Origin of the sequence: Staphylococcus sp. MZ3 (assembly GCF_018622755.1) — a bacterium.
In the GTDB taxonomy this organism is placed as follows: Bacteria; Bacillota; Bacilli; order Staphylococcales; family Staphylococcaceae; genus Staphylococcus; species Staphylococcus aureus.
In genome coordinates this window covers 1,647,348-1,673,492 of record NZ_CP076026.1, presented here as the reverse complement: position 1 = coordinate 1,673,492, position 26,145 = coordinate 1,647,348, and the positions used below count along the sequence as shown (strand labels likewise).

Genomic DNA, 26,145 nt, shown 5'->3' with positions numbered 1-26,145 from the left:
AATCATGAAGACAATAGAAGAGATTAAATCAACTCCTAAAACAGTTATGAAGAAACCAGAATTATTAGCACCTGCTGGAAACTTAGAAAAGTTAAAAATAGCAGTACATTATGGCGCTGATGCCGTATTTTTAGGTGGTCAAGAATATGGATTACGTTCAAATGCTGATAATTTCACGATGGAAGAAATAGCTGAAGGTGTTGAATTTGCGAACCGTTACGGTGCCAAAATTTATGTTACGACAAATATTATTGCACATGATGAGAATATTGAAGGTCTAGAATCATATTTGCGTAATTTGGAAAAGACTGGTGCGACAGGTATCATTGTTGCAGATCCTTTAATTATCGAAACATGTAAAGAAGTTGCGCCAAAACTTGAAATTCATTTATCTACTCAACAATCACTTTCTAATTACAAAGCTGTAGAATATTGGAAAGAAGAAGGATTGGATCGTGTTGTATTAGCACGTGAGACCGGCGCGATGGAAATGCGTGAAATGAAGGAAAAAGTAGATATTGAAATCGAAGCATTTATTCATGGTGCTATGTGTATCGCCTATTCAGGTAGATGTACATTAAGTAATCATATGACTGCAAGGGATTCCAACAGAGGCGGTTGCTGTCAAAGTTGCCGTTGGGATTATGAATTATTAGAAGTTGATGATAATGGTGAACTTGATGTTTTTTATAATCAAGGTGAAGTTACACCGTTTGCGATGAGTCCTAAAGATTTAAAATTAATCGAATCAATTCCTCAAATGATGGATATTGGTGTGGACTCATTAAAAATTGAAGGACGTATGAAGTCAATTCATTATATTGCAACAGTTGTCTCAGTATATCGTAAAGTCATTGATGCGTATGCGGCAGATCCTGACAACTTTAAGATTAATCCGGAATGGTTAATTGAGTTAGATAAATGTGCAAATAGAGACACTGCACCAGCATTCTTTGAGGGAACACCTGGTTATGAAGAACAGATGTTTGGTCAACAACAATCTAAAAAATCACCATTTGATTTTTGTGGTTTGGTATTAGATTATAATGAAGATACAAAAATTGCGACTATTCAACAACGAAATAACTTTAAACCAGGTCAAGAAATAGAATTCTTTGGTCCAGAAATTGAAACATTTACACAAGTAGTAGAAGCAATTTATGATGAAGAAGGTAACAGCTTAGACGCGGCGCGCCATCCATTACAAATCGTTCAAATTAAAGTGGATCGCCCGATATATCCAAACAACATGATGAGAAAGGAAATTGGCTAATGAAAGCTACTACAATCATTGGCATAGCTGGTGGATCTGGCTCAGGAAAAACAACTGTAACTAACGAAATTATGAAAAACTTAGAAGGTCATAGTGTCGCTTTACTTGCTCAAGATTACTATTATAAAGATCAAAAGCACTTGACTTTCGACGAGCGCCTAGAAACCAATTATGACCATCCATTTGCATTCGATAATGATTTATTAATTGAAAATCTTAAAGACTTGAAAAATGGTAAAGCAGTAGAAGTACCGACATATGATTATGCTAGTCATACAAGAAGTGACATTACCATTGATTTTAAACCTAAAGATGTTATTATCGTAGAAGGTATTTTCGCTTTAGAAAATAAGGTATTACGTGATATGATGGATGTTAAAATATATGTTGATACAGATGCAGACTTGAGAATATTACGCCGTTTAACACGAGATACTAAAGAGCGTGGGCGTTCAATGGACTCTGTTATCAATCAATATTTAAGTGTTGTTAGACCTATGCATGACCAATTTATTGAACCGACTAAGAAATATGCTGATATAATTATTCCTGAAGGTGGGAGCAATAAAGTTGCAATAGATATTATGACAACAAAAATTCAGTCTTTAGTTAGCAAGCAATAGTATAATTCAGTAAAGGAAGATGACAATATGGAAAATCAAAAGCAATATCCAATGACTCAAGAAGGTTTTGAAAAATTAGAGCGTGAACTTGAAGAATTAAAAACAGTTAAGCGTCCTGAAGTTGTAGAGAAAATTAAAGTTGCACGTTCATTTGGTGACTTATCAGAGAACTCTGAGTATGATGCAGCAAAAGATGAACAAGGATTCATCGAACAAGATATTCAAAGAATTGAGCATATGTTAAGAAATGCATTAATCATTGAAGATACTGGAGATAACAACATTGTTAAAATTGGTAAAACAGTAACGTTTGTAGAATTACCAGGTGATGAAGAGGAAAGTTATCAAATCGTTGGTTCAGCTGAATCAGATGCATTTAATGGTAAGATTTCAAATGAATCACCAATGGCTAAAGCGTTAATTGGTAAAGGTTTAGATGATGAAGTTCGTGTTCCACTACCTAATGGTGGCGAAATGAACGTAAAAATTGTTAATATCCAATAAATGATCAAATAGATTGTTTAATTGCGCGATTGAAGTGTGTTAATGATACTTCGGTCGTGCTTTTTTATATTCAAAATCAAAAAATCGGACAGATGAAAAGTAAAAATTTTCCATCAGACCGAATGATAGCAGAACCTAAATTAGTGTAAGAGTTACAATATTAACTACTCCATTTTAAAAAAGCAAAATATTTCCGAGAAAACAAATTGATTATCATTTGTTATTGTATGCGATTTGAATTACTTATTAAACAACTTGTGCTTCTCAATGATACAATGAAAAGGTATTCAATACTGGTTTATTGCAATACAAAGGGGGATTTAAAGTGGATGTAAGATTTATTAACGAGCAGACAATTATGATTTATTTTGAAAATAAAATATCCGAAGAGACATATCGTAATGTCACAGCAATGGTACGGTGGATACGAGAAAAAGAAATATTAGAAATTCAAGATATTGTCCCTTCGTATCGAGCAGTTCTAATATATTTTGATGAACAAGCTATAACATCTTCTAAATTAATTGAAAATTTAGAACTTAACAAATTTAATGAAAAAAATGTTCATGCTGTGAATCAAACCAATCGTATTATTAAAATACCTGTTCAATATGGTGGTACATATGGACCAGATATTGAAGAAGTAGCAAAGCATAATCGAATAACTGTTGAGCAAGTTATTGAAAAACATACAAGTAAACCTTATTTAATATATATGCTAGGATTTATGCCAGGATTTCCATACTTAGGCGGACTTGATGAACAACTACATACACCTAGACGTAATCAGCCAAGGTTAAAAATTCATGCAGGTTCTGTAGGTATTGCGAATAATCAAACAGGACTATATCCATCAGATTCTCCTGGCGGATGGCAAATTATTGGACGCACACCGTTAAAAGTATTTAGCAGCGAGCGTGAACCAATGTCAATGTACGAAGCAGGAGAATGGATACAATTTTATGCAATAGATGAACAGAAATTTATACAAATCGAAAGAGATATATCAGATGGCAACTTTAATGTTGATGACTGGGTGGTGATTGAAAATGTCAATTAAGATTTTACAACCAGGTCTCTTTTCAACGGTACAAGATCTAGGAAGAAAAGGTTATGAACATATTGGATTTTCAGGCGCAGGTGCCATGGATCAATTTAGTTTTAAGGTTGCGCAGTCATTAATTAACAATGATGGTCCAGCGATTGAATATACTTTGATTGGTCCTACCATTCAATTTAATACGCAAAATACATTTGTTATAACCGGTGGTAGTATTAATGCTTCGCTAAATAATAAAACTATATCAATGAATTCTGTCATATTAGCTGAGAAAGGTGACATTTTAAAAATAGGTGCTATAACCAAAGGTGCACGCGGTTATCTTACTTTTGGTCATTCTATCAACGTACCTTCTATTGCTGAAAGTTATGCAACACATACCCGAAGCAGTATAGGAGGATTCAAAGGTAGAAAGTTATTAGCTAATGATGTAATAACAGTGAAAATAAATAATGACTTTAAAGAAAACATTGGAAAGACTATTCATTTACAGGACGATTTATTGCCAGAAAATAATATTATACACATTCTTCAAGGACCTCAATTCGAGGCATTTTCTGAAGAGGCTAGAGCGAAAATTGTAAATCATCCATATTTAATTACTGAACAATCAGACCGTATGGGCTATCGTTTGGAAGGTGACAGCGTTGCACCAATTAATCAAGCAGATATCATTTCTGAACCGGTTGCTCTTGGTAGTGTTCAAGTACCAAATGATGGTCAACCTATTATTCTGCTTAATGATAAACAAACGATAGGTGGTTATACCAAAATTGCAACTGTATGCAAATTTGATCTGCCAAAGTTAGCACAGATGAAACCACAAGATACAATTCAATTTAAATGGATATCATTCCAAGAAGCTGTAGATAAGAATCGGGAACAAATGTCTCTGTTTAATGAAATTCTTAAGAGTCATCAAAAGACTCCAATTTTTGAAACATCTAGCTTGCGACATACTTCGAAAAAATTAGCAACAATTTTAAAAGGGGATTTGTAAAATGAATATTGAAAAAATCGAACAAATAATCAAATTAGTGAAGGAAAATGATGTTAAGAAATTTAAATATAAAAATTTTGAAGATGAAATAGAAATTGACTTCACTGACTCGAATCATTTGGCTGCACACAGTAATCAATCAAATCAAAGTATGAACAATAATGATTTGACAGCTTCAAAAGCGAATGATAACTCCGATGTTTCGACAAATGATTATCATGACATTAAATCACCAATGGTAGGTACATTCTTTTTACAAGATAGTAAAGAATTAAATGAACCAATTGTGAATGTCGGTGACAAAGTTAACAAGGGAGATATTATAGGATATGTTGAAGCGATGAAAGTATTAAACGAGGTAACAACAGATGTTGCTGGAGAAATTACTGAAATAGTAGCTGATCATGGCACAAATGTTGAATACGACCAAGTTTTGGTACGTATTAAGTAAAGGGGGTAAGTAAATGCTTCGTTGTTTAATTGCGAACAGAGGTGAAATTGCTGTAAGGATTATAAGAGCTTGCAGAGAATATGGGATTGAAACTGTAGCAGTTTATGCAAAAGGGGACGAGCAAAGCTTGCATGTACATTTAGCAGATCAAGCTATATGTATTGGGGAAGCTAATGCTTTAGATAGTTATTTAAATATTGACCGCATCATATCTGCTGCACAAATCACTGGTGCTAATGCAATTCACCCAGGATATGGCTTTTTATCAGAATCAACAAAATTTGCTCAAACCGTTGAGGAACAAGGCATAGCGTTTATAGGGCCTACTAAAAAAACGATGGAAATGATGGGGGATAAAATAACAGCAAGACAAACAGTTCATCATGCAGGTGTTCCTGTGATTCCAGGATCAAATGGTGCTGTGAATCATGTGTCTGAAATTGAGAATCTTGCCAAAGACATCGGTTATCCAGTTGTTATCAAAGCTGCCAGTGGCGGTGGTGGTAAAGGTATACGTATTGTAAAGAAAGCTGATGATTTAGAAAAGGCATTTAAAGAAGCTAAAAGTGAAGGAAAAAAATACTTTGATGATGATCGTGTTTATGTTGAGGCTTTTATACCTGTTGCAAAACATGTTGAAGTTCAAGTTATGGGAGATGGGCAGGATAATTATGTACATTTAGGGGAACGTGATTGTTCTGTACAACGTAAAAATCAAAAATTAATCGAAGAATCTCCTTGTGCAGCATTAACTGAAGAAAGACGACAACAAATATGTAACGATGCTGTTAAAGTTGCACGTGCAGCAAATTATAGAAGTGCAGGTACGATTGAATTTTTAGTAACTGATACCGCACATTACTTTATTGAAATGAATGCTCGAATACAAGTTGAACATACTGTTACAGAGATGCGAGCAGAACGTGATTTGGTTGCAGCACAACTGTATTTATTGGAACATAATCATTTACCTTTTTCACAAAGCGATATTCAATTTAATGGTCATGTGATAGAAGCGAGAATAAATGCCGAAAATCCTGAAAAGAAATTTCAACCAACACCAGGTAAAGTGACAGCGTTACATTTACCTCAAGGCTTTAATGTGCGAGTCGATTCTTTACTATATCACGGTTATCAAGTTTCACCATATTATGATTCTTTAGTAGCTAAAGTAATTGTAAAATCTCATGATAGAGCTTCAGCAATTGATAAGTTGAAAGTCACCTTAGATGAAATGGTGATAGATGGATTTTCTACAACTGCCGATTTTTTATATGCAGTTTTAAATTATCCACTATATCGTGATGGAGATGCAAAAGATGTTGATATTAAATTTTTAGAAAAACATCAAATTGTTAAAGGGGTGGAATTATAATGCGAGTTGATTTGAATTGTGATTTAGGCGAAGCATTTGGAAATTATTCCTTTGGTGGTGATCATCAAATTATTCCATTAATTACAAGTGCGAATGTTGCTTGTGGTTTTCACGCTGGTGATGAAAATGTAATGAATGAAACGGTAAAACTTGCCAAAGCACATAATGTTGCAGTAGGTGCACATCCTGGTTTACCTGATTTGAAAGGCTTTGGCAGACGAAATATAGATATCTCTAACGACGAGATTTATAATTTGATGATTTATCAATTAGGTGCATTACAAGGGTTTTGTCGCATTCATCAAGTTAAAATTAATCATGTTAAACCGCATGGTGCATTGTATCAGATGGGTGCAAAAGACAGAGAAATAGCAAGCGTTATAGCACAAGCTGTTTATGACTTTGATCCATCACTAGTGTTAGTAGGATTAGCAAATTCATATCTAATTTCAGAAGCAAAGAATGTCGGATTAATTACAGCTTCTGAAGTGTTTGCTGATAGACGATACGAAGATGATGGGCAGCTCGTTAGTAGAAAAGAAAGTGATGCTGTGATTACTGATACTGACGAAGCACTTAAGCAGGTTTTAAAGATGGTGAAGGAAAATAAAGTTATTTCAAAAAACAATAAGGAAGTAACGTTACAAGCAGATACAATTTGTGTGCATGGTGATGGAGAACATGCATTATTATTTGTTTCGAAAATTAGAGAAATTTTAATGAAAGAAGGCATTGATATTCAATCCTTATAGGGGGCTAAAAAAATGGGGAGAAATTTAAAGCTTAAAAAAGAAAGTGACTTTGAATTCACAAAAAATCATAAAAGGTTATTATTAGGTTCTGTATTTTTGATGGCAACTTCTGCAATTGGGCCAGCATTTTTAACGCAAACAGCAGTATTTACATCACAATTTTTTGCAAGTTTCGCATTTGCCATATTACTGTCTATCATCATTGACATTGGTGCACAAATTAATATATGGCGCATATTAGTTGTAACTGGTTTAAGAGGTCAAGAAATATCAAATAAAGTTGTTCCTGGGCTTGGTACTGTTATCTCAATATTGATTGCATTTGGTGGTCTAGCTTTTAATATTGGTAATATTGCTGGTGCCGGTTTAGGTTTAAATGCAATTTTTGGATTAGATGTAAAATGGGGCGCAGCTATTACTGCAATTTTTGCAATATTAATCTTTGTAAGTAAAAGTGGCCAAAAAATTATGGACGTTGTTTCAATGATTCTTGGTATTGTGATGATTTTAGTTGTGGCATATGTGATGTTTGTTTCTAATCCACCTTATGGTGATGCTTTTGTGCATACATTTGCGCCAGAACATCCAATGAAATTAGTCTTGCCAATCATTACGTTAGTTGGTGGAACTGTAGGTGGTTATATTACCTTTGCAGGTGCACATCGTATATTAGACTCTGGCATTAAAGGTAAGCAATATTTACCATTTGTAAATCAATCAGCAATTGCTGGTATTTTAACTACAGGTATTATGAGAACGTTACTATTCCTAGCGGTATTAGGAGTTGTTGTAACAGGTGTGACACTAAGTTCTGAAAATCCACCAGCGTCAGTTTTTGAACACGCAATTGGACCAATTGGAAAGAATATTTTTGGTATTGTGTTATTTGCTGCAGCTATGTCATCAGTAATTGGCTCAGCATACACAAGCGCAACATTTTTAAAAACACTTCATAAATCACTTAACGAAAGAAGTAATTTAATTGTGATTGAGTTTATCGTTATTTCAACAATGATTTTCTTATTTATTGGAAAACCAATCAGCCTTTTAATTATAGCAGGCGCGATAAATGGATGGATTTTACCTATTACGTTAGGTGCAATTTTGATTGCAAGTAAAAAGAAATCAATTGTTGGTGATTATAAACACCCAAATTGGATGTTCATCTTTGGTATCGTTGCAGTACTTGTTACAATATTGACAGGTATATTCTCATTCAAAGAAGTACTTCAGTTATTTTAAAAGACATTTCGACTAATAGCATCACTGTAAATGTTGTTAGTATTAGGCAAGATGTATTTTGATTTCCGGTGATTCATTTATAAAGCATAATTAGATATATTAAGAGAGAGTGGTGCATGACAAATGTACTGCTCTTTTTGTTGTGATGAAACTTCTGTTTCAGTTGTTTGGATAAATAGATATTTATATAGTTTTTAAAGAAAAAAAGTGATAATATTTAGCTAATCTAATGAAAATGGATTTATTGGACAAAAAATACATTTTAAATGAGTAGAGGAGGCTGCAAATGGGTTACAGAACTTTAAAAAGTATTTTTCATGAACACAATGAAAGTAAAATGAAGGAAGAGTATACTAAAAGATTTAATTCTTTAGCTTCTTTCAATACTAATATTAATATCATACCTATGGAAAATGGAAAAAAAGTTAATGATTTGGAATATCCTCTATTCTTTATGGTGACTAAAAATCTATCAAAAAAACAAGAATTAATATCAATTAATAGTAGAAAAATTGATAGAGCACTTAATTCTTTACCATATGCAGCTAGAGAACAATATTTTAATGATTTATTAATCGATGAATTACAAAGTACTAATGAAATTGAAAATGTATTTAGTACTAAACAAGAGATTGCACATGCGTTAAATAACCAAGCATCAGAATTTCTTAAGTTCAGAGGCCTCGTGGATCAATATAAAGAGATAGAACTTAATAAAAAAATTAAAGTTGATAATGTAAGAGACATTAGAGCGATTTATGATAAATTAGTTTCAAATGAAATTAACGAACAAGATAAGTTAGATGGAGAGCTATTTCGTAAAAATTTTGTCGGTGTGCATGATGGGTCAACGAATAAATATATACATGTTGGGTTACAACCTGAAACCAAAATTGTTGAATATATAGGTGAAATGCTAACATTTTTAAAATATTTTGATGCGCCTCAGCCGTTCAAAATCATGGCTAGTCATTATCTGTTTGAATATATACATCCTTTTTATGATGGCAATGGTAGAGTTGGAAGATTTATAATTGCCAAGCTCTTGAGTGATTATTATGATAATTATACTGCTTTGACATTTTCATATGTTATAAATAGAAATAAATCGAAATATTACAAGGCGTTTATGACTGCTTCAAATCATTTGAATTGTGGTGATTTGACGGAATTTATTGACACAATGCTTGAGCTATTGATAGCAGGACAAGAAAGAATACTTGATGAGTTAATACCAAAAATGGATGCGACTGAAAAATTAACGCTTTATTTAACTAGTCATTATAAACAGATAGATTATGAATTTTTGTATCTCCTTTCAATGGATAAATTGTTTGGAAATAAAAGAAATAGATTAACATTAATTGATTTAGAAAACATATTGGGAGTAGGAAGAGTAAAAATTAATAATACAATTAAAAAATATGATAACTACTTAGTTAAAATTAAAAGTAGACCAACAATTTATGAGATAAGTGATGAATTTCTAAATTCGATTATAAAATAAATATAATATGTGATTCAGCTATACTTATAGTATTTGTAAGATCGCGTAATTGCTTCATTGAAAAATATATTTGTTGAGAGTGGTGCATGACAAATGTACTGCTCTTTTTGTTGTGTATCAGTATTGTGATGTTTTAATGCGAATATTATATGAATCATTATGAAATTTAATAAAAATAAAAGAAATGATTATCATTTTTTCTGATATACTGTTAAACGGTTTGGAATTTTTATGTTTACACTGTATTGGTTGATATAACTCAACTAATAATTGCGAACAGGGTATTTCAAATTGGAAAGTATTATGAACGTGATACATAATCAAAATTGTAGGCTCAAGGGAGTGGGACAGAAATGATATTTTCGCAAAATTTATTTCGTCGTCCCACCCCGGCAAGGTTGACTAGAATTGAAAAAAGCTTGTTACAAGCGCATTTTCGTTCAGTCAACTACTGCCAATATAACTTCGTAGAGCATAGAACATTGATTTATTTCCCAGCCTGTTTATCATTTATGTCTCGCTCTCAAATGTAAATTAATAATTGTTTTGGGGGAGTTTGAAGTTAAATATTTAACAGGATTTATTTTAATATTATTGTTAGAAGGAATTTTTACAAATTCAGCGAGTGCAATCGAATATTCAGACTTACATCATAAAAGTAAGTTTGATTCAAAGCGTCTAAGTAATGCTAAGATGTCATTCATCAATCCAACTCAGCTTGAAAATAAAAACACAAACGATAGACTGTTGAAGCATGATTTGTTATTTCATGACATGTTCGTAAATGTTGCTTCGAAAAAGGATTTTAAAGTTGAATTCGAAAATGAGGCACTTTCAAAGAAATTTATAAATAAGAATATCGATATATATGCTGGAAGCTATAGCTATGAATGTCATGGGGGAGCAACCAATAAAACGCAATGTAGTTATGGTGGTGTTACTTTAAGTGACAATAATAAATAAGATGATTATAAGAATATACCTTCTAATTTATGGATTGACGGACATCAAACAGAAATAGAACTAACTGCAGTAAAAACGAAAAAAGAAAATTGTTACCATTCAAGAATTAGATGTTCAATTAAGAAATTATTTGAATGAGAAGTATAAGTTGTACGAACAAGGTGGCGACATTGTTAAAGGGTATGTTAAATATCATAATGATGATGAACAAAATGTAGAATATGATTTTTATAATTTAAATGGTGAGTATGGTTATGAGGTATTAAAAATGTATGCTGATAATAAAACTATCAATAGAGACAAATTGCATTTAGATATCTATTTATTCAAATCATAATTTAATTAAGTTAATCATTAATAATCTTTGACAGTGAAATATAAAGTACCTGTCATTATGTTGTTACAAATAAAAACAGCAGTAAGGATGCTAACACTTAGAAAAGTCTTACTGCTGTTTTCTATTAGAATTACCTTTAATGCACACAGGAATTCGATACGAAACAAATATGATTAACTGTGTAATTACAAAATAAAACTACTATAGTAAAAAGAAAATAAAGACGATGATAATAAATGCATCGAATATAATTTTCTTGATGTTTTTATCAACAACATCAGGTAAGGACATAAGTATAAATCCTAGAATTAGAGTGTAGCGACATATGTTCATAATTGTTGCTGTAAACTCGATATTAAATGAAAACTTTAAAAATATACTTATAAATAAAATGACAAACGACGCAATTGCAATAAAACTGCCGTATGTAGCTATCTTTGTTACGAGACTATTTTGATTATTTTCAGCCATTGTAAAATCCTCTTATTTCATCATTATTATTTTAAACATATCATTTTCCTGTTATTTAATAAAGTTTCTTGACACGATTGGTTGATGTAATTGATATGATTAGTTTTTGAAAAATAGACAAATTAGAAGCATCGAATTCACTGTTATGAGTTCAAAAATAATTATTTATGATACCAAGTTATTGAAAGAGCTTTTTATAAAAATAAAGCAAAAGTTTTATACAGTAATGAAAATCATGATACTTGTCGTTGTAGTGATTAAAATGTGATAAAATAACAAATGCTAGGATTTTTTAAAAGAGGTGAATCAAAGGATGATTGGTATAATTGGTGCCATGGAAGAAGAAGTAACAATATTAAAAAATAAATTAACACAATTAAGCGAAATTTCAGTTGCACATGTTAAATTTTATACTGGCATTTTAAAAGATAGAGAAGTAGTGATTACCCAAAGCGGCATTGGAAAAGTTAATGCTGCAATTTCTACGACATTATTAATTAATAAGTTTAAACCGGACGTCATTATTAATACAGGTTCTGCTGGAGCTTTAGATGAAAGTTTAAATGTAGGTGACGTTCTTATAAGTGATGATGTAAAATATCATGATGCGGATGCAACAGCATTTGGTTATGAATATGGACAAATACCACAGATGCCGGTAGCATTTCAATCAAGTAAACCTTTAATAGAAAAAGTATCTCAAGTTGTACAACAACAACAATTAACAGCTAAAGTAGGCTTAATTGTAAGTGGTGATAGCTTTATCGGTAGTGTTGAACAACGCCAAAAAATTAAAAAAGCATTTCCAAATGCGATGGCGGTTGAAATGGAAGCAACTGCAATTGCACAAACATGTTATCAATTTAATGTACCATTTGTTGTAGTTCGTGCAGTTTCAGACTTAGCAAATGGAGAAGCGGAAATGAGCTTCGAAGCATTTTTAGAAAAAGCAGCTGTATCATCAAGTCAAACTGTTGAAGCATTAGTGTCTCAATTATAAAAAGGTAAAGGTGAGTTAAATGGGTTTAGTTCGCAAGTTTTTTATGCCGAATTCATATGTTCAATCAATATTTCAAATTGATTTAGACAAGTTAGTGGACAAAGGCGTTAAAGGTATTATTACAGATTTAGATAATACGCTAGTAGGTTGGGATGTTAAAGAACCTACAGAACGTGTTAAAGCATGGTTTAAGGAAGCTAATGAAAAAGGAATCACTATTACAATCGTGTCTAATAATAATGAGTCTCGTGTTGCTAGTTTTAGTCAGCATCTAGACATCGATTTTATTTTTAAAGCGAGAAAGCCAATGGGGAAAGCGTTTGATAAAGCAATAACTAAGATGAATATCAGACCAGATCAAACTGTTGTTATAGGTGACCAAATGCTTACTGATGTATTTGGTGGTAATCGTCGAGGTCTATATACAATTATGGTTGTTCCAGTTAAACGAACTGATGGCTTTATTACTAAGTTTAATAGATTAATTGAAAGACGATTATTACGTCATTTCAGTAAAAAAGGTTATATCACATGGGAGGAAAATTGATTGTCTGACATTTTAAAATGTATCGGTTGTGGTGCGCCACTTCAATCTGAAGATAAAAATAAACCTGGTTTTGTACCAGAGCATAATATGTTTCGTGATGACGTGATTTGCAGACGTTGTTTCCGCTTGAAAAATTATAACGAAGTTCAAGATGTAGGATTAGAAAGTGAAGACTTTTTAAAATTATTATCAGGACTTGCGGATAAAAAGGGTATTGTCGTCAATGTCGTGGATGTATTTGACTTTGAAGGATCATTTATTAATGCAGTTAAACGTATTGTCGGAAACAAAAAAATCATTTTAGCAGCAAATAAATTGGATTTATTGCCGAAACAAATTAATAAACGTCGAGTTAAAGAATGGTTAAAACGAACAGCAAGAAAATATGGTTTGGAAGCTGACGATGTCGTATTAATTTCAGCTGAAAAAGGCTGGGGCATAGACGACTTATTATCATCAATTGCGAATATTCGAGAAAATGAAGATGTGTATATTGTAGGGACAACGAATGTTGGGAAATCTACATTGATTAATAAACTGATTGAAGCTAGTGTTGGTGAAAAAGATGTAGTAACAACTTCAAGATTCCCTGGAACAACTTTAGATATGATAGATATTCCTTTAGATGAATCATCATTTATGTATGATACACCAGGTATTATTCAAGATCATCAAATGACGCATTTAGTTAGTGAAAAAGAATTGAAAATTATTATGCCTAAGAAAGAAATAAAACAACGCGTATATCAATTAAATGAGGCGCAGACATTATTCTTCGGCGGTCTAGCGCGCATAGATTATGTATCAGGTGGTAAACGTCCGTTAGTTTGTTTCTTTTCTAATGACTTGAATATACATCGTACTAAAACGGAGAAGGCTAATGATTTATGGCGTAATCAACTTGGCGATTTATTAACGCCACCTGGAAATCCACAAAATTTTGATCTTAATGAGGTAAAGGCTGTTAGACTTGAAACAGGCAAAGAGAAACGTGATGTTATGATCTCTGGTCTAGGCTTTATAACTATAGGACCAGGAGCTAAAGTAATCGTTCGTGTTCCTAAAAATGTTGATGTTGTATTAAGAAATTCTATTTTATAAGGTGATTTAAAAAATGAAATTTGCAGTTATCGGAAATCCTATTTCACATTCCTTGTCGCCCGTTATGCATAGAGCAAATTTTAATTCTTTAGGATTAGATGATACTTATGAAGCTTTAAATATTCCAATTGAAGATTTTCATTTAATTAAAGAAATTATTTCGAAAAAAGAATTAGATGGCTTTAATATCACAATTCCTCATAAAGAACGTATCATACCGTATTTAGATTATGTTGATGAACAAGCGATTAATGCAGGTGCAGTTAACACTGTTTTGATAAAAGATGGCAAGTGGATAGGGTATAATACAGATGGTATTGGTTATGTTAAAGGATTGCACAGCGTTTATCCAGATTTAGAAAATGCATACATTTTAATTTTGGGCGCAGGTGGTGCAAGTAAAGGTATTGCTTATGAATTAGCAAAATTTGTAAAGCCCAAATTAACTGTTGCGAATAGAACGATGGCTCGTTTTGAATCTTGGAATTTAAATATAAACCAAATTTCATTGGCAGATGCTGAAAAGTATTTAGCTGAATTCGATATCGTTATTAATACAACACCAGCGGGTATGGCTGGAAATAACGAAAGTATTATTAATTTAAAACATCTTTCTCCCAATACTTTAATGAGTGATATTGTTTATATACCGTATAAAACACCTATTTTAGAGGAAGCAGAGCGCAAGAGAAACCATATTTATAATGGCTTAGATATGTTTGTTTACCAAGGTGCGGAAAGCTTTAAAATTTGGACTAATAAAGATGCTGATATTAATTCTATGAAAACAGCAGTTTTACAACAATTAAAAGGAGAATAACATATGCTTACTGGCAAACAAAAAAGATACTTAAGAAGTTTAGCACACAATATTGATCCGATTTTTCAAATTGGAAAAGGCGGTATCAACGAAAATATGATTAAACAAATAGATGATACGTTAGAAAACAGAGAATTGATTAAAGTACATGTACTACAAAATAACTTTGATGATAAAAAAGAATTAGCTGAAACATTAAGCGAAGCTACGCATAGTGAATTAGTGCAAGTGATTGGATCTATGATAGTGATTTATAGAGAATCTAAAGATAATAAAGAAATTGAATTGCCATAATAATGAAAAAGATAGTACTTTACGGCGGTCAGTTTAACCCTATCCATACTGCACATATGATAGTAGCTAGCGAAGTATTTCATGAATTACAGCCAGATGAATTTTATTTCTTACCTAGTTTTATGTCTCCATTGAAAAAGCACCATGATTTTATAGACGTTCAGCACAGATTAACAATGATACAGATGATTATCGACGAGCTTGGTTTTGGAGATATTTGCGACGATGAAATTAAACGTGGTGGTCAGAGTTATACCTATGACACGATCAAGGCATTCAAGGAGCAACACAAAGACAGTGAGTTGTACTTTGTTATTGGGACGGATCAGTATAACCAACTAGAGAAATGGTATCAAATTGAATACTTAAAAGAAATGGTTACTTTTGTAGTTGTAAATCGAGACAAAAATAGTCAAAATGTTGAAAATGCTATGATTGCAATTCAGATACCTAGGGTAGATATAAGTTCGACAATGATTCGACAAAGAGTTAGTGAAGGGAAATCTATCCAAGTTCTTGTTCCTAAATCCGTTGAAAACTATATTAAGGGGGAAGGATTATATGAACATTGAAAAAGCAAAACGGCTTGCAAAAGAGAAACTGCCAGAGAAACGTTATAATCATTCTTTAAGAGTTGCAGAAACAGCGATTAAATTGGCAGAAATTTATGATGGAGACACTAGTAAAGTAGAATTAGCAGGTGTATTACATGATTTCTGTAAATATGATGATTTAGGTAAAATGTATCAAATTGTTCGACAATACGAATTAGGTAATGATCTACTGAGTTATGGTAGTGAAATATTGCATGGCCCTGTGTGTGCAGCAATCATGGAACATGAATATGGTATCAATGATGAGGAAGTATTAATGGCTATCAAATACCATACTACTGGACGTCAACAAATGACAAAAACTGAAAAACTGATTTTTATTGCTGATTACATCGAACCTGGAAGAACAATCCCAGGAGTTGATGATATTCGAGATATGGCATACAATCAAGGTAGTTTAGATAAGACAATTTATGAAATTTCTAAACGCACAGTACTATTTTTAATACAGAAAGATATTACGGTATATAATAAGACGATTGACTGTTTAAATTATTATAACTATAGTGACGAAAGAATAAAGGATGATTAAATGAATTCACAAGAATTATTAGCAATTGCTGTGGATGCAATTGACAATAAAAAAGGCGAAGATACGATTTCTTTAGAAATGAAAGGTATCAGCGATATGACAGATTATTTTGTTGTAACGCACGGAAATAATGAACGACAAGTTCAAGCGATTGCTAGAGCGGTGAAAGAAGTAGCCAATGAACAAAATATAGAAGTAAAACGTATGGAAGGATACAATGAAGCGCGTTGGATATTAATTGACTTAGCTGATGTTGTGGTACATGTTTTCCATAAAGACGAAAGAAATTATTATAATATTGAAAAGTTATATCAAGATGCACCATTAGAATCATATGGTCAGGTTGCGTATTAATTATGTCGCAATATGCAGAAATGAGCCTAGTGTACGATCAATTGACTCAAGATCAACCATATGAAAAATGGTTTGAAATTGTAAAAAATCACTGCAAAGATGAATCAAATATTTTAGATATTGGATGCGGTACTGGTAGTTTAACAGTTCAATTAGAAGCTTTAGGTAATGTTACTGGTATGGATTTAAGTGTTGATATGTTGACTGTTGCAGCTCAAAAATCAGCAAATGTAAATTGGCTTGAAGGAGATATGACATCTTTTGATTTGCAACAACAATTTGATATCATCACTATTTTTTGTGACTCTCTAAATTATTTGCAAGATGAAACTGCAGTGATTGAAACATTCATCAATGTTTATCATCATCTGACTGATTCAGGTGTATTTATTTTTGATGTACATACTGTTTATAAAATGATGACTTTGTTTAATAATCAAAGTTATATTGATGATAAAGGGGACATTTTTTTAGCATGGGATGCTGTGCAAGGAGATTTACCTTTAAGTGTTTATCATGATATGACATTTTTTATTCGACATGAAGATGAAACATATTCAAGATTTGATGAGTCTCATTTTCAGAGAACATTTGATGAAAAGACATATTTGTCTTGGTTAGCTCAAGTTGGTTTTAAACATGTTGAAACATTTACTGATTTTAATATAGATGAACATAATGAAGATGCAGAAAGATTGTTTTTCATTGCGAAAAAATAAAAGTAAAACCACTCGCTCAGACGTGTATAAAGTTGAGGAGTGGTTTTATTGTATCAATTTTTATTACGCTATAAAGATTTTTTAACTCAGTGGAAGTTATATATTATAAGTGCTGTTGTTTTAATTATGGTATTAATTGGTTTTATATTCTGGAGACAAGATGATTATACTTCAAGAAATTTTGAAAATAAAGATACTGCTCTGAAACAAAGCACTAGTGAAAATAATAGTTTGTCCAAATTAGAAGATGTCCAGGTCAAAGATGGAGATAATTCCAAAAATAAAGGTCCTGTATATGTCGATGTAAAAGGTGCTGTTAAACATCCTAATGTTTATAAAATGACATCTAAGGATAGAGTAGTTGATTTACTTGATAAAGCACAATTATTGGATGATGCAGATGTAAGTCGAATTAATTTGTCTGAAAAATTAACAGATCAAAAAATGATTTTCATACCTCATAAAGGACAAAAGAATGTTGAACCACAAATTGAAGTAAACAGTGTGCACGTAAAAAATGGGAACACAAATAATACTAAAGTAAATTTAAATACGGCATCTGTATCAGAATTGATGTCTGTTCCTGGAGTAGGGCAAGCTAAAGCTAATGCAATTGTTGAATATCGCAACCAACAAGGTGCATTTCAAGAAATTGACGATTTGAAAAAAGTAAAAGGTTTTGGAAGTAAAACTTTTGATAAACTGAAATCTTATTTCACGACATAATGGATTATTTTAATTGCAAATTTTATTTTTTGTGATTAATCTTATATTATTAGAAAATGTTACTAAATTTTAAGTATGGAAGGTGAACATCTTGGAAAGAATCAAATGGGAAGAATATTTTATGGCACAAAGTCATTTGCTAGCATTACGTTCAACTTGTCAAAGATTATCTGTAGGTGCAACGATTGTTAAGGATAATCGTATTATTGCTGGTGGGTATAATGGCTCTGTAGCTGGCGAGGTGCATTGTATAGATGAAGGATGTTTAATTGAAGATGGACATTGTATCAGAACGATACATGCAGAAATGAATGCTTTATTACAATGTGCAAAACAAGGTGTATCTACTGAAGGTGCAACAATCTATGTTACTCATTTTCCATGCCTAAATTGTACAAAGTCAATTATTCAAGCAGGTATAAAGCGTATCTACTATGCAGAAGATTATCATAACCATGAATATGCAACTAAATTACTCAAACAATCTGGTATTGAATTTAAAAAAATTCCATTTTCACCAGAATATGTTGCTAAATATCTGACTAAAGGTTAATGTTTTGCTGTATGTCGCGTTATCAATGATTGTAGGAGTGCTTTGGAATTCTAGCAAAGTGCTCTCTACATTTCTTTTCATTTTACTTTTGTATATTACTTATCGTAAAAATAAAATCGTTTATGCCCCTATTTCTCTCTTTTTAATCATTTTCTCCTCATGGTATTTACATTATTCACAACAAGCAATATTTAATTATATCAATTATATTGAACGTAATTCTCAGTTTAATGAGCGTGCTCAAGTAATCCAAATTCAACGTCAAGGTAGTGACACATATAAAGGTAGGTTGAGTTTAAAAAATGAAATATATCCTTTCTTTTTAACAAATAAAAAGAATTTTGATTTAAAGAAAATTGAAAGTCGTAATTGTATTGTTAAAGGACAATTCAAAGTTAATGACAATAAGTTTGTAACTCTTAAATTACAAAGTATAGTTGTACAAAGCTGCCTAGAATCGAACCGGTCTAATTTAATTGAGAAACATAAACAGTTTATAATGAATCGAATTTATGATTCGGGTATTAAGTTTCCGGATCGTATTATGGCATTGATTACTGGTGACGTAAAAGAAATTAATGAGCAATTTAAGGAACGTGTTAAAGAGATAGGTATATATCATTTGCTGGCAGTTAGTGGCTCGCATATAGCTGCAATTGTATTCTTAATTTACAAACCTTTAAAACGATTAAATTTACCTTTATTTGTCATTAAAGGAATTACAATCATTGTATTAGCTTTATTTGCTCAATACACAAATTATGCACCTAGTGCTGTAAGAGCTATAATAATGACAACTCTTGTACTGCTTATTACTAAGCAAATTAAAATAAAGGGTATTCAGCTATTAGCATTTGCATTTATAATTATGTTTATTTTAAATCCACTAGTTGTTTATGATATTGGATTTCAATTTTCATTCATCATTTCATTTTTTATTATGCTACTTTTTCCTTTTTTACAGCAATTGTCAAAGTTACAATCATTATTCATAATTACGTTTATTGCACAATTAGCTTCATTTATCGTTGCCATTCCAAACTTTCATCAACTTCAATGGGTGGGATTTTTATCTAATTTGATTTTTGTACCGTACTATTCGATTATATTGTTTCCGCTATCTATTTTATTCTTTATTACAAGTCATTTTATTGTGGGATTAACGCCGCTAAATTACTTGGTTGACCTAAGTTTTAATTTTCATGACTGGTTACTAGACCTATTCACAAGAATCAAGCAATCACATTTTTCTGTTCCCAAGTTTAATGATTGGATATTTATAATTTCTGTTTATTACATATTTTGGTTATTGGCTAAACGTAAATATATATTGGTTACGGTTTGGACTATAATTATTCTGACATTATTAATAACGTTTCCAACAAATTCACATCACAAAATTACAATGTTAAATGTGGGGCAGGGAGACAGTATTTTATATGAAGGCGGTAAGAACCAAAATGTCTTGATTGATACAGGTGGGAAAGTGATTGATGATACTAAACAACCTAGTTATTCAATTTCTAAATATCATATTTTACCAACGCTAAATGAAAGAGGGATAAATGAATTAGAGTATCTAATTTTAACACATCCACACAATGACCATATTGGTGAAGTGGAATATATTATTAGTCATATTAAAATTAAACATATAGTGATATACAATAAGGGATATAGTAGTAATACATTGATGTTATTATCGAAATTAAGCCATAAGTACAACATTAAACTTATGGATGTAAGACAAGTTAGTAGTTTTAAACTTGGAGATAGTAGTTTTCTATTTTTTGATAGTTTTATTCCAAATAGCCGAGATAAAAATGAGTATTCGATTATTACTATGATTACATATCAAAATAAAAAAGTTTTATTAATGGGCGATGCTAGTAAAAATAATGAATCTTTACTACTAAAAAAATATAACTTGCCGGAGATTGATATTTTAAAAGTAGGACATCATGTGAGCAAGACAAGTAGTTCTAAAGAATTTATAGAGATGATTAAGCCTAAAATAAGTTTGATTTCTTCTGGGAAGAACAATATGTATCATCTTCCTAATATAGAAGTTGTTAAACGATTGCAAAGGATTCGCAGTCGCATTTACAATAGTCAACAAAACGGTCAAGTTACAATTGACTTAGATGATAATTTAAAAGTTGATTCAAACTCTTATGGAAATGCAAGTGGTTTATAGATACAGAAACATGATATAATCTATTGATGTGTCAAACGAATGAAAGGGTGTAATGAATGAGCGACAATATTGTAGCTATTTATGGAGATGTGCCTGAATTGGTTGAAAAACAAAGTGCAGAAATCATATCACAATTTTTGAAAAGTGATAGAGATGACTTTAACTTTGTGAAATATAATTTATACGAAACAGAGATTGCACCAATTGTTGAAGAAACATTAACATTGCCTTTCTTTTCAGATAAAAAAGCAATTTTGGTTAAAAATGCATATATATTTACAGGTGAAAAAGCGCCAAAAGATATGGCTCATAATGTAGATCAATTAATAGAATTTATTGAAAAATATGATGGCGAAAATTTGATTGTCTTTGAGATATATCAAAATAAACTTGATGAAAGAAAAAAGTTAACTAAAACTCTAAAAAAGCATGCAAGGCTTAAAAAAATAGAGCAAATGTCTGAAGAAGAAATAAAAAAATGGATTCAAAGTAAATTAAATGAGAATTTCAAAGATATCAAAAGAGATGCATTAGATTTATTTATTGAGTTGACAGGTATTAACTTTAATATTGTCTCACATGAGATAGAAAAGTTGATTTTATTTTTAGGCGATAGACCAACAATTAATAAGCAGGATGTTAACCAAATTATTAATAGAAGTTTAGAGCAAAATGTATTTTTACTGACTGAATACATTCAGAAAAGAAAGAAAGAACAAGCAATTCATTTAGTAAAAGATTTAATAACTATGAAAGAAGAACCAATTAAATTACTTGCACTAATTACAAGTAATTACCGATTATTTTATCAATGTAAGATTTTGAGTCAAAAAGGATATAGTGGACAGCAAATTGCTAAAACAATAGGAGTGCATCCATACAGAGTAAAATTAGCGTTAGGACAAGTAAGACATTATCAACTTGATGAATTATTGAATATTGTAGATGCTTGTGCGGAAACTGATTATAAACTTAAATCATCATATATGGATAAACAGTTAATACTGGAATTATTCATTCTATCTTTATAAAAAATAAAAGTTCAAGCATGCGCTTGAACTTTTATTTAAAAAGATTATTTATTTGCAGTCATTAATTGTGATTTAATACGGTCAGCTTTGTTTGAATGTATTAAATTACTTTGAGCAGCTTTGTCTACTAACTTAACTGCTAAGCTTACTAATTCATTTTTATTATCAGCGTTATTTGAAACAGCTGTTTTAGCGTTTTTAACTGCTGTACGCATTGCACTCTTTTGTGAAATGTTGCGTGCTTCAGCTTTTTCAGTTGTTTTTACACGTTTAATTGCAGATTTGATATTTGCCATTTCTGTCACCTCCTAAAAGTGAGTTCATCTTATCAAAATTTTATTTGATTACAACAAGAAATATTTTAACAAAAGTCTAACCGTTGTGCAATCATTTATTTGATGGGGTTAGTTTAAAATTTTGCAGATTTAATAAATTGTGTTGGAAACACAATCAATACGTTTTATAATTATAAGTACGTAATTAACATATTAACATATCGCAAGTATGTATTTAAATAAAGATTGTTATAATTTCAAAGTTCATCCAAGATTATGGCGTTTGCATTTACCTATTAAAAACGTTATTATATCAAAGATGCGAAAGATAATACGGGTTTATTTTATGAAAGTGAGAAGGATAAAATGGATAATGAGCAACGCTTAAAAAGAAGAGAGAATATAAGGAATTTCTCGATTATAGCACATATTGACCACGGAAAATCTACATTGGCTGATAGAATTTTAGAAAATACCAAATCAGTTGAAACAAGAGATATGCAAGATCAGTTACTAGATTCAATGGATTTAGAAAGAGAACGTGGTATTACAATCAAATTAAACGCAGTTCGTTTAAAGTACGAAGCTAAAGATGGAAATACTTATACATTCCATTTAATCGATACGCCTGGACACGTCGATTTTACATATGAAGTGTCACGTTCTTTGGCAGCTTGTGAGGGTGCGATTTTAGTAGTAGATGCGGCTCAAGGTATCGAAGCACAAACATTAGCAAATGTTTATTTGGCATTAGATAATGAGTTAGAGTTAATGCCTGTTATTAACAAAATTGATTTACCTGCTGCAGAACCTGAACGCGTGAAACAAGAAATTGAAGATATGATAGGTTTAGACCAAGACGATGTTGTTTTAGCAAGTGCTAAATCTAACATTGGAATTGAAGAGATACTAGAGAAAATAGTTGAAGTTGTACCAGCTCCAGATGGTGACCCAGAAGCACCACTAAAAGCATTAATATTTGATTCTGAGTATGATCCATATAGAGGGGTAATTTCATCGATAAGAATTGTAGACGGTGTTGTTAAAGCCGGAGATAAAATTCGAATGATGGCCACTGGTAAAGAGTTCGAAGTAACAGAAGTTGGAATTAATACACCTAAGCAGCTTCCAGTTGATGAATTAACAGTTGGTGATGTTGGTTATATTATTGCAAGTATTAAAAATGTTGATGATTCTAGGGTTGGTGACACCATCACATTAGCTAGTAGACCTGCATCAGAACCATTGCAAGGTTATAAGAAAATGAATCCAATGGTATATTGCGGACTGTTCCCAATAGATAACAAAAATTATAATGATTTAAGAGAAGCATTAGAAAAATTACAATTGAATGATGCATCATTAGAATTTGAGCCTGAATCGTCACAAGCATTAGGTTTTGGTTATAGAACTGGTTTCTTAGGTATGTTACACATGGAAATAATTCAAGAAAGAATTGAAAGAGAATTTGGTATTGAATTAATTGCAACCGCACCATCTGTAATTTATCAATGTATTTTAAGGGACGGTTCAGAAGTGACGGTTGATAACCCAGCACAAATGCCAGATCGTGATAAAATTGATAAAATATTTGAGCCATATGTTCGTGCAACTATGATGGTTCCAAATGACTATGTCGGTGCAGTAATGGAATTATGTCAACGTAAACGTGGACAATTTATAAATATGGACTATTTAGATGATATTCGTGTAAATATTGTTTATGAATTACCTTTAGCTGAAGTTGTATTTGATTTCTTCGATCAACTTAAATCTAATACTAAAGGATATGCATCATTTGATTATGAATTCATCGAAAATAAAGAAAGTAATTTAGTCAAGATGGATATTTTATTAAATGGTGATAAAGTGGATGCGCTAAGCTTCATAGTTCATAGAGATTTTGCATATGAACGTGGTAAAGCATTAGTTGAAAAACTTAAAACGTTAATTCCAAGACAGCAATTTGAAGTACCTGTACAGGCTGCAATAGGACAAAAAATTGTAGCGCGTACAAATATTAAATCAATGGGTAAAAACGTTTTAGCTAAATGTTATGGCGGTGACATAAGCCGTAAACGTAAATTACTTGAAAAACAAAAAGCAGGTAAAGCTAAGATGAAAGCAGTTGGTAATGTTGAAATTCCACAAGATGCTTTCTTGGCTGTATTGAAAATGGATGATGAATAATTTTAAAAAATCAATTAACAATTTACAATGAATAAAGTTTAATAACTAAAAAGAGGGAGCCTAGGATAAATTAACGTCCTGGGCTTTACAATGTTATATTGGCAGCCATCGACAGAGTTAAAATGAGCTTATAACAATGGGGCCCCAACATAGAAGCTGACGAAAAGAAATTCTACAGGCAATGCAGGTTGGGGTGGGACGACGAAATAAATTTTGCGAAAATATCATTTCTGTCCCACTCCCTTATGCATGAGTTTTACTCATGTAATTTTATTTTTAAGGACATATTACATCTGGCTAATGTGTAAGAGCCACTACATAATAAATCATTAGTGGTTCTTTATTATTTCTATCTCACTCCCTCTAAACAAGAATAAATATCAAAATGAATCGATATATTAGACAACCATTGATTAAACGTTAAAGTTAAAAGTAAGAATAACAGCAGATAGTCCAACAGGATGTAGCCGATTGGATAAACAGTCTGAGAAGCGGGGCATTAAAATGACGGTACAAAGTGCATATATACATATTCCATTTTGTGTAAGAATATGTACATATTGTGATTTCAATAAATATTTTATACAGAATCAACCTGTAGATGAGTACTTAGATGCACTAATAACAGAAATGTCTACAGCAAAATATAGGAACTTAAAGACCATGTATGTAGGTGGCGGCACACCAACGGCCCTTTCTATTAATCAGTTGGAAAGATTACTTAAAGCAATACGTGATACGTTTACAATCACAGGCGAGTATACATTTGAAGCAAATCCTGATGAGTTAACTAAAGAGAAAGTCCAACTATTAGAGAAATATGGAGTAAATAGAATTTCAATGGGCGTTCAAACATTCAAACCGGAGTTATTGTCTGTTTTAGGTAGAACGCACAATACTGAAGATATTTACACTTCGGTGTTAAATGCTAAAAACGCAGGTATTAAATCAATCAGTTTAGATTTAATGTATCATTTACCGAAACAGACGATTGAAGATTTTGAACAAAGTTTAGATCTAGCTTTAGATATGGATATTCAACATATTTCGAGTTACGGCTTAATACTTGAACCTAAAACCCAATTTTATAATATGTATAGAAAAGGGTTGCTTAAACTTCCTAATGAGGATTTAGGTGCTGACATGTATCAGTTGTTGATGTCTAAGATAGAACAATCTCCTTTCCATCAATACGAAATATCTAATTTTGCATTAGATGGCCATGAATCAGAACATAATAAGGTTTACTGGTTTAATGAGGAATATTATGGATTTGGAGCAGGTGCAAGTGGTTATGTAGATGGTGTGCGTTATACGAATATCAATCCAGTGAATCATTATATCAAAGCTATAAATAAAGAAAGTAAAGCAATTTTAGTATCAAATAAACCTTCTTTGACTGAGAGAATGGAAGAAGAAATGTTTCTTGGGTTGCGTTTAAATGAAGGTGTGAGTAGTAGTAGGTTCAAAAAGAAGTTTGACCAATCTATTGAAAGTGTCTTTGGTCAAACAATAAATAATTTAAAAGAGAAGGAATTAATTGTAGAAAAGAACGATGCGATTGCACTAGCAAAGCGAGGGAAAGTCATAGGTAATGAGGTTTTTGAAGCTTTCCTAATAAATGATTAAAAAAA

27 protein-coding genes and 1 pseudogene are annotated in these 26,145 nt (G+C 31.6%); 26 read left to right on the top strand and 2 right to left on the bottom strand.

Features of this window, described 5'->3' with window-relative positions:
* The first annotated feature begins 4 nt into the window (after positions 1-4).
* From KI230_RS08055 to KI230_RS08005, 11 genes and pseudogenes are all read left to right on the top strand, one after another.
* Positions 5-1,273 carry a peptidase U32 family protein gene (locus tag KI230_RS08055; RefSeq protein WP_000848304.1) on the top strand — a complete coding sequence of 423 codons (1,269 nt, stop codon included), beginning with the start codon at positions 5-7 and terminating at the stop codon, positions 1,271-1,273.
* Complete coding sequence (gene udk / locus KI230_RS08050) at positions 1,273-1,896, top strand: uridine kinase (RefSeq protein WP_000648617.1); 624 nt, start codon at positions 1,273-1,275, stop codon at positions 1,894-1,896. Before KI230_RS08055 ends, udk begins: the two co-directional genes overlap by 1 nt.
* Positions 1,897-1,923: 27 nt before the next feature.
* Positions 1,924-2,400 carry a transcription elongation factor GreA gene (gene greA, locus KI230_RS08045; RefSeq protein ID WP_000431309.1) on the top strand — a complete coding sequence of 159 codons (477 nt, stop codon included), beginning with the start codon at positions 1,924-1,926 and terminating at the stop codon, positions 2,398-2,400.
* A gap of 325 nt (positions 2,401-2,725) precedes the next feature.
* Positions 2,726-3,460 (top strand): 5-oxoprolinase subunit PxpB, encoded by a 735-nt coding sequence (gene pxpB, locus KI230_RS08040; protein ID WP_000383180.1) that lies wholly within the window; start codon positions 2,726-2,728, stop codon positions 3,458-3,460.
* Positions 3,450-4,460: a 5-oxoprolinase subunit C family protein gene (locus tag KI230_RS08035; RefSeq protein ID WP_000023326.1), complete on the top strand. Its 1,011-nt coding sequence runs from the start codon at positions 3,450-3,452 to the stop codon at positions 4,458-4,460. Before pxpB ends, KI230_RS08035 begins: the two co-directional genes overlap by 11 nt.
* Before the next feature lies 1 nt (position 4,461).
* Positions 4,462-4,911 (top strand): acetyl-CoA carboxylase biotin carboxyl carrier protein, encoded by a 450-nt coding sequence (locus KI230_RS08030; protein WP_001019338.1) that lies wholly within the window; start codon positions 4,462-4,464, stop codon positions 4,909-4,911.
* Between the two features lie 13 nt (positions 4,912-4,924).
* A complete protein-coding gene (locus KI230_RS08025; protein WP_214958249.1) occupies positions 4,925-6,286 on the top strand; it encodes an acetyl-CoA carboxylase biotin carboxylase subunit in 1,362 nt (453 codons plus the stop codon).
* Complete coding sequence (gene pxpA / locus KI230_RS08020; protein ID WP_001261797.1) at positions 6,286-7,038, top strand: 5-oxoprolinase subunit PxpA; 753 nt, start codon at positions 6,286-6,288, stop codon at positions 7,036-7,038. Before KI230_RS08025 ends, pxpA begins: the two co-directional genes overlap by 1 nt.
* A gap of 12 nt (positions 7,039-7,050) precedes the next feature.
* Positions 7,051-8,280: an NRAMP family divalent metal transporter gene (locus KI230_RS08015; RefSeq protein WP_000533237.1), complete on the top strand. Its 1,230-nt coding sequence runs from the start codon at positions 7,051-7,053 to the stop codon at positions 8,278-8,280.
* A gap of 286 nt (positions 8,281-8,566) precedes the next feature.
* Complete coding sequence (locus KI230_RS08010; RefSeq protein ID WP_000542320.1) at positions 8,567-9,787, top strand: Fic family protein; 1,221 nt, start codon at positions 8,567-8,569, stop codon at positions 9,785-9,787.
* A 546-nt stretch (positions 9,788-10,333) separates the two neighbouring features.
* Positions 10,334-11,087: pseudogene (locus KI230_RS08005) on the top strand (exotoxin).
* A gap of 201 nt (positions 11,088-11,288) precedes the next feature.
* On the opposite strand, the gene KI230_RS08000 reads toward KI230_RS08005, so the two are convergent.
* Positions 11,289-11,558: a hypothetical protein gene (locus tag KI230_RS08000; protein ID WP_000829750.1), complete on the bottom strand. Its 270-nt coding sequence runs from the start codon at positions 11,556-11,558 to the stop codon at positions 11,289-11,291.
* Between the two features lie 313 nt (positions 11,559-11,871).
* Here KI230_RS08000 and mtnN point away from each other — a divergent pair, with 313 nt between their 5' ends.
* From mtnN to holA, 13 genes are all read left to right on the top strand, one after another.
* Positions 11,872-12,558 carry a 5'-methylthioadenosine/S-adenosylhomocysteine nucleosidase gene (mtnN, locus tag KI230_RS07995; RefSeq protein WP_000579275.1) on the top strand — a complete coding sequence of 229 codons (687 nt, stop codon included), beginning with the start codon at positions 11,872-11,874 and terminating at the stop codon, positions 12,556-12,558.
* Between the two features lie 19 nt (positions 12,559-12,577).
* A complete protein-coding gene (locus KI230_RS07990; protein WP_000524902.1) occupies positions 12,578-13,105 on the top strand; it encodes a YqeG family HAD IIIA-type phosphatase in 528 nt (175 codons plus the stop codon).
* Positions 13,106-14,206 (top strand): ribosome biogenesis GTPase YqeH, encoded by a 1,101-nt coding sequence (yqeH, locus tag KI230_RS07985; protein WP_001280138.1) that lies wholly within the window; start codon positions 13,106-13,108, stop codon positions 14,204-14,206. It begins immediately after the preceding gene.
* Positions 14,207-14,219: 13 nt separating this feature from the next.
* Positions 14,220-15,026, top strand: coding sequence for a shikimate dehydrogenase (aroE, locus tag KI230_RS07980; RefSeq protein WP_214958248.1), 807 nt, complete (start codon positions 14,220-14,222; stop codon positions 15,024-15,026).
* Positions 15,027-15,029: 3 nt separating this feature from the next.
* The gene (gene yhbY, locus KI230_RS07975; RefSeq protein WP_000955231.1) at positions 15,030-15,320 is read left to right on the top strand and encodes a ribosome assembly RNA-binding protein YhbY; all 291 of its coding nucleotides are present in this window, start codon (positions 15,030-15,032) and stop codon (positions 15,318-15,320) included.
* A 2-nt stretch (positions 15,321-15,322) separates the two neighbouring features.
* Positions 15,323-15,892, top strand: a complete 570-nt coding sequence (nadD, locus tag KI230_RS07970; RefSeq protein ID WP_000725162.1) for a nicotinate (nicotinamide) nucleotide adenylyltransferase — start codon at positions 15,323-15,325, stop codon at positions 15,890-15,892.
* Positions 15,882-16,466 carry a bis(5'-nucleosyl)-tetraphosphatase (symmetrical) YqeK gene (gene yqeK / locus KI230_RS07965; protein ID WP_001019324.1) on the top strand — a complete coding sequence of 195 codons (585 nt, stop codon included), beginning with the start codon at positions 15,882-15,884 and terminating at the stop codon, positions 16,464-16,466. The genes nadD and yqeK overlap by 11 nt, the downstream gene beginning before the upstream one ends.
* Positions 16,467-16,820 carry a ribosome silencing factor gene (gene rsfS / locus KI230_RS07960; protein WP_001088020.1) on the top strand — a complete coding sequence of 118 codons (354 nt, stop codon included), beginning with the start codon at positions 16,467-16,469 and terminating at the stop codon, positions 16,818-16,820.
* A gap of 2 nt (positions 16,821-16,822) precedes the next feature.
* Positions 16,823-17,539: a class I SAM-dependent DNA methyltransferase gene (locus KI230_RS07955; RefSeq protein ID WP_000084829.1), complete on the top strand. Its 717-nt coding sequence runs from the start codon at positions 16,823-16,825 to the stop codon at positions 17,537-17,539.
* A gap of 39 nt (positions 17,540-17,578) precedes the next feature.
* Positions 17,579-18,265: a ComEA family DNA-binding protein gene (locus KI230_RS07950; RefSeq protein WP_001788928.1), complete on the top strand. Its 687-nt coding sequence runs from the start codon at positions 17,579-17,581 to the stop codon at positions 18,263-18,265.
* Between the two features lie 91 nt (positions 18,266-18,356).
* The gene (locus KI230_RS07945; RefSeq protein WP_000439693.1) at positions 18,357-18,818 is read left to right on the top strand and encodes a ComE operon protein 2; all 462 of its coding nucleotides are present in this window, start codon (positions 18,357-18,359) and stop codon (positions 18,816-18,818) included.
* A 4-nt stretch (positions 18,819-18,822) separates the two neighbouring features.
* Complete coding sequence (locus tag KI230_RS07940) at positions 18,823-21,015, top strand: DNA internalization-related competence protein ComEC/Rec2 (RefSeq protein WP_214958247.1); 2,193 nt, start codon at positions 18,823-18,825, stop codon at positions 21,013-21,015.
* 56 nt (positions 21,016-21,071) lie between these two features.
* Positions 21,072-22,046: a DNA polymerase III subunit delta gene (gene holA / locus KI230_RS07935; RefSeq protein ID WP_001282561.1), complete on the top strand. Its 975-nt coding sequence runs from the start codon at positions 21,072-21,074 to the stop codon at positions 22,044-22,046.
* A gap of 44 nt (positions 22,047-22,090) precedes the next feature.
* On the opposite strand, the gene rpsT is transcribed toward holA, so the two are convergent.
* Positions 22,091-22,342, bottom strand: coding sequence for a 30S ribosomal protein S20 (gene rpsT / locus KI230_RS07930; RefSeq protein WP_001274017.1), 252 nt, complete (start codon positions 22,340-22,342; stop codon positions 22,091-22,093).
* A gap of 345 nt (positions 22,343-22,687) precedes the next feature.
* Here rpsT and lepA point away from each other — a divergent pair, with 345 nt between their 5' ends.
* Both lepA and hemW read left to right on the top strand, forming a co-directional pair.
* Entirely contained in the window at positions 22,688-24,511 is a 1,824-nt protein-coding gene (lepA, locus tag KI230_RS07925) for a translation elongation factor 4 (protein WP_000368345.1), read from the top strand.
* A gap of 504 nt (positions 24,512-25,015) precedes the next feature.
* On the top strand, positions 25,016-26,140 hold the full coding sequence (gene hemW, locus KI230_RS07920; RefSeq protein WP_214958357.1) for a radical SAM family heme chaperone HemW: 1,125 nt from the start codon (positions 25,016-25,018) through the stop codon (positions 26,138-26,140).
* Positions 26,141-26,145: the final 5 nt, after the last annotated feature.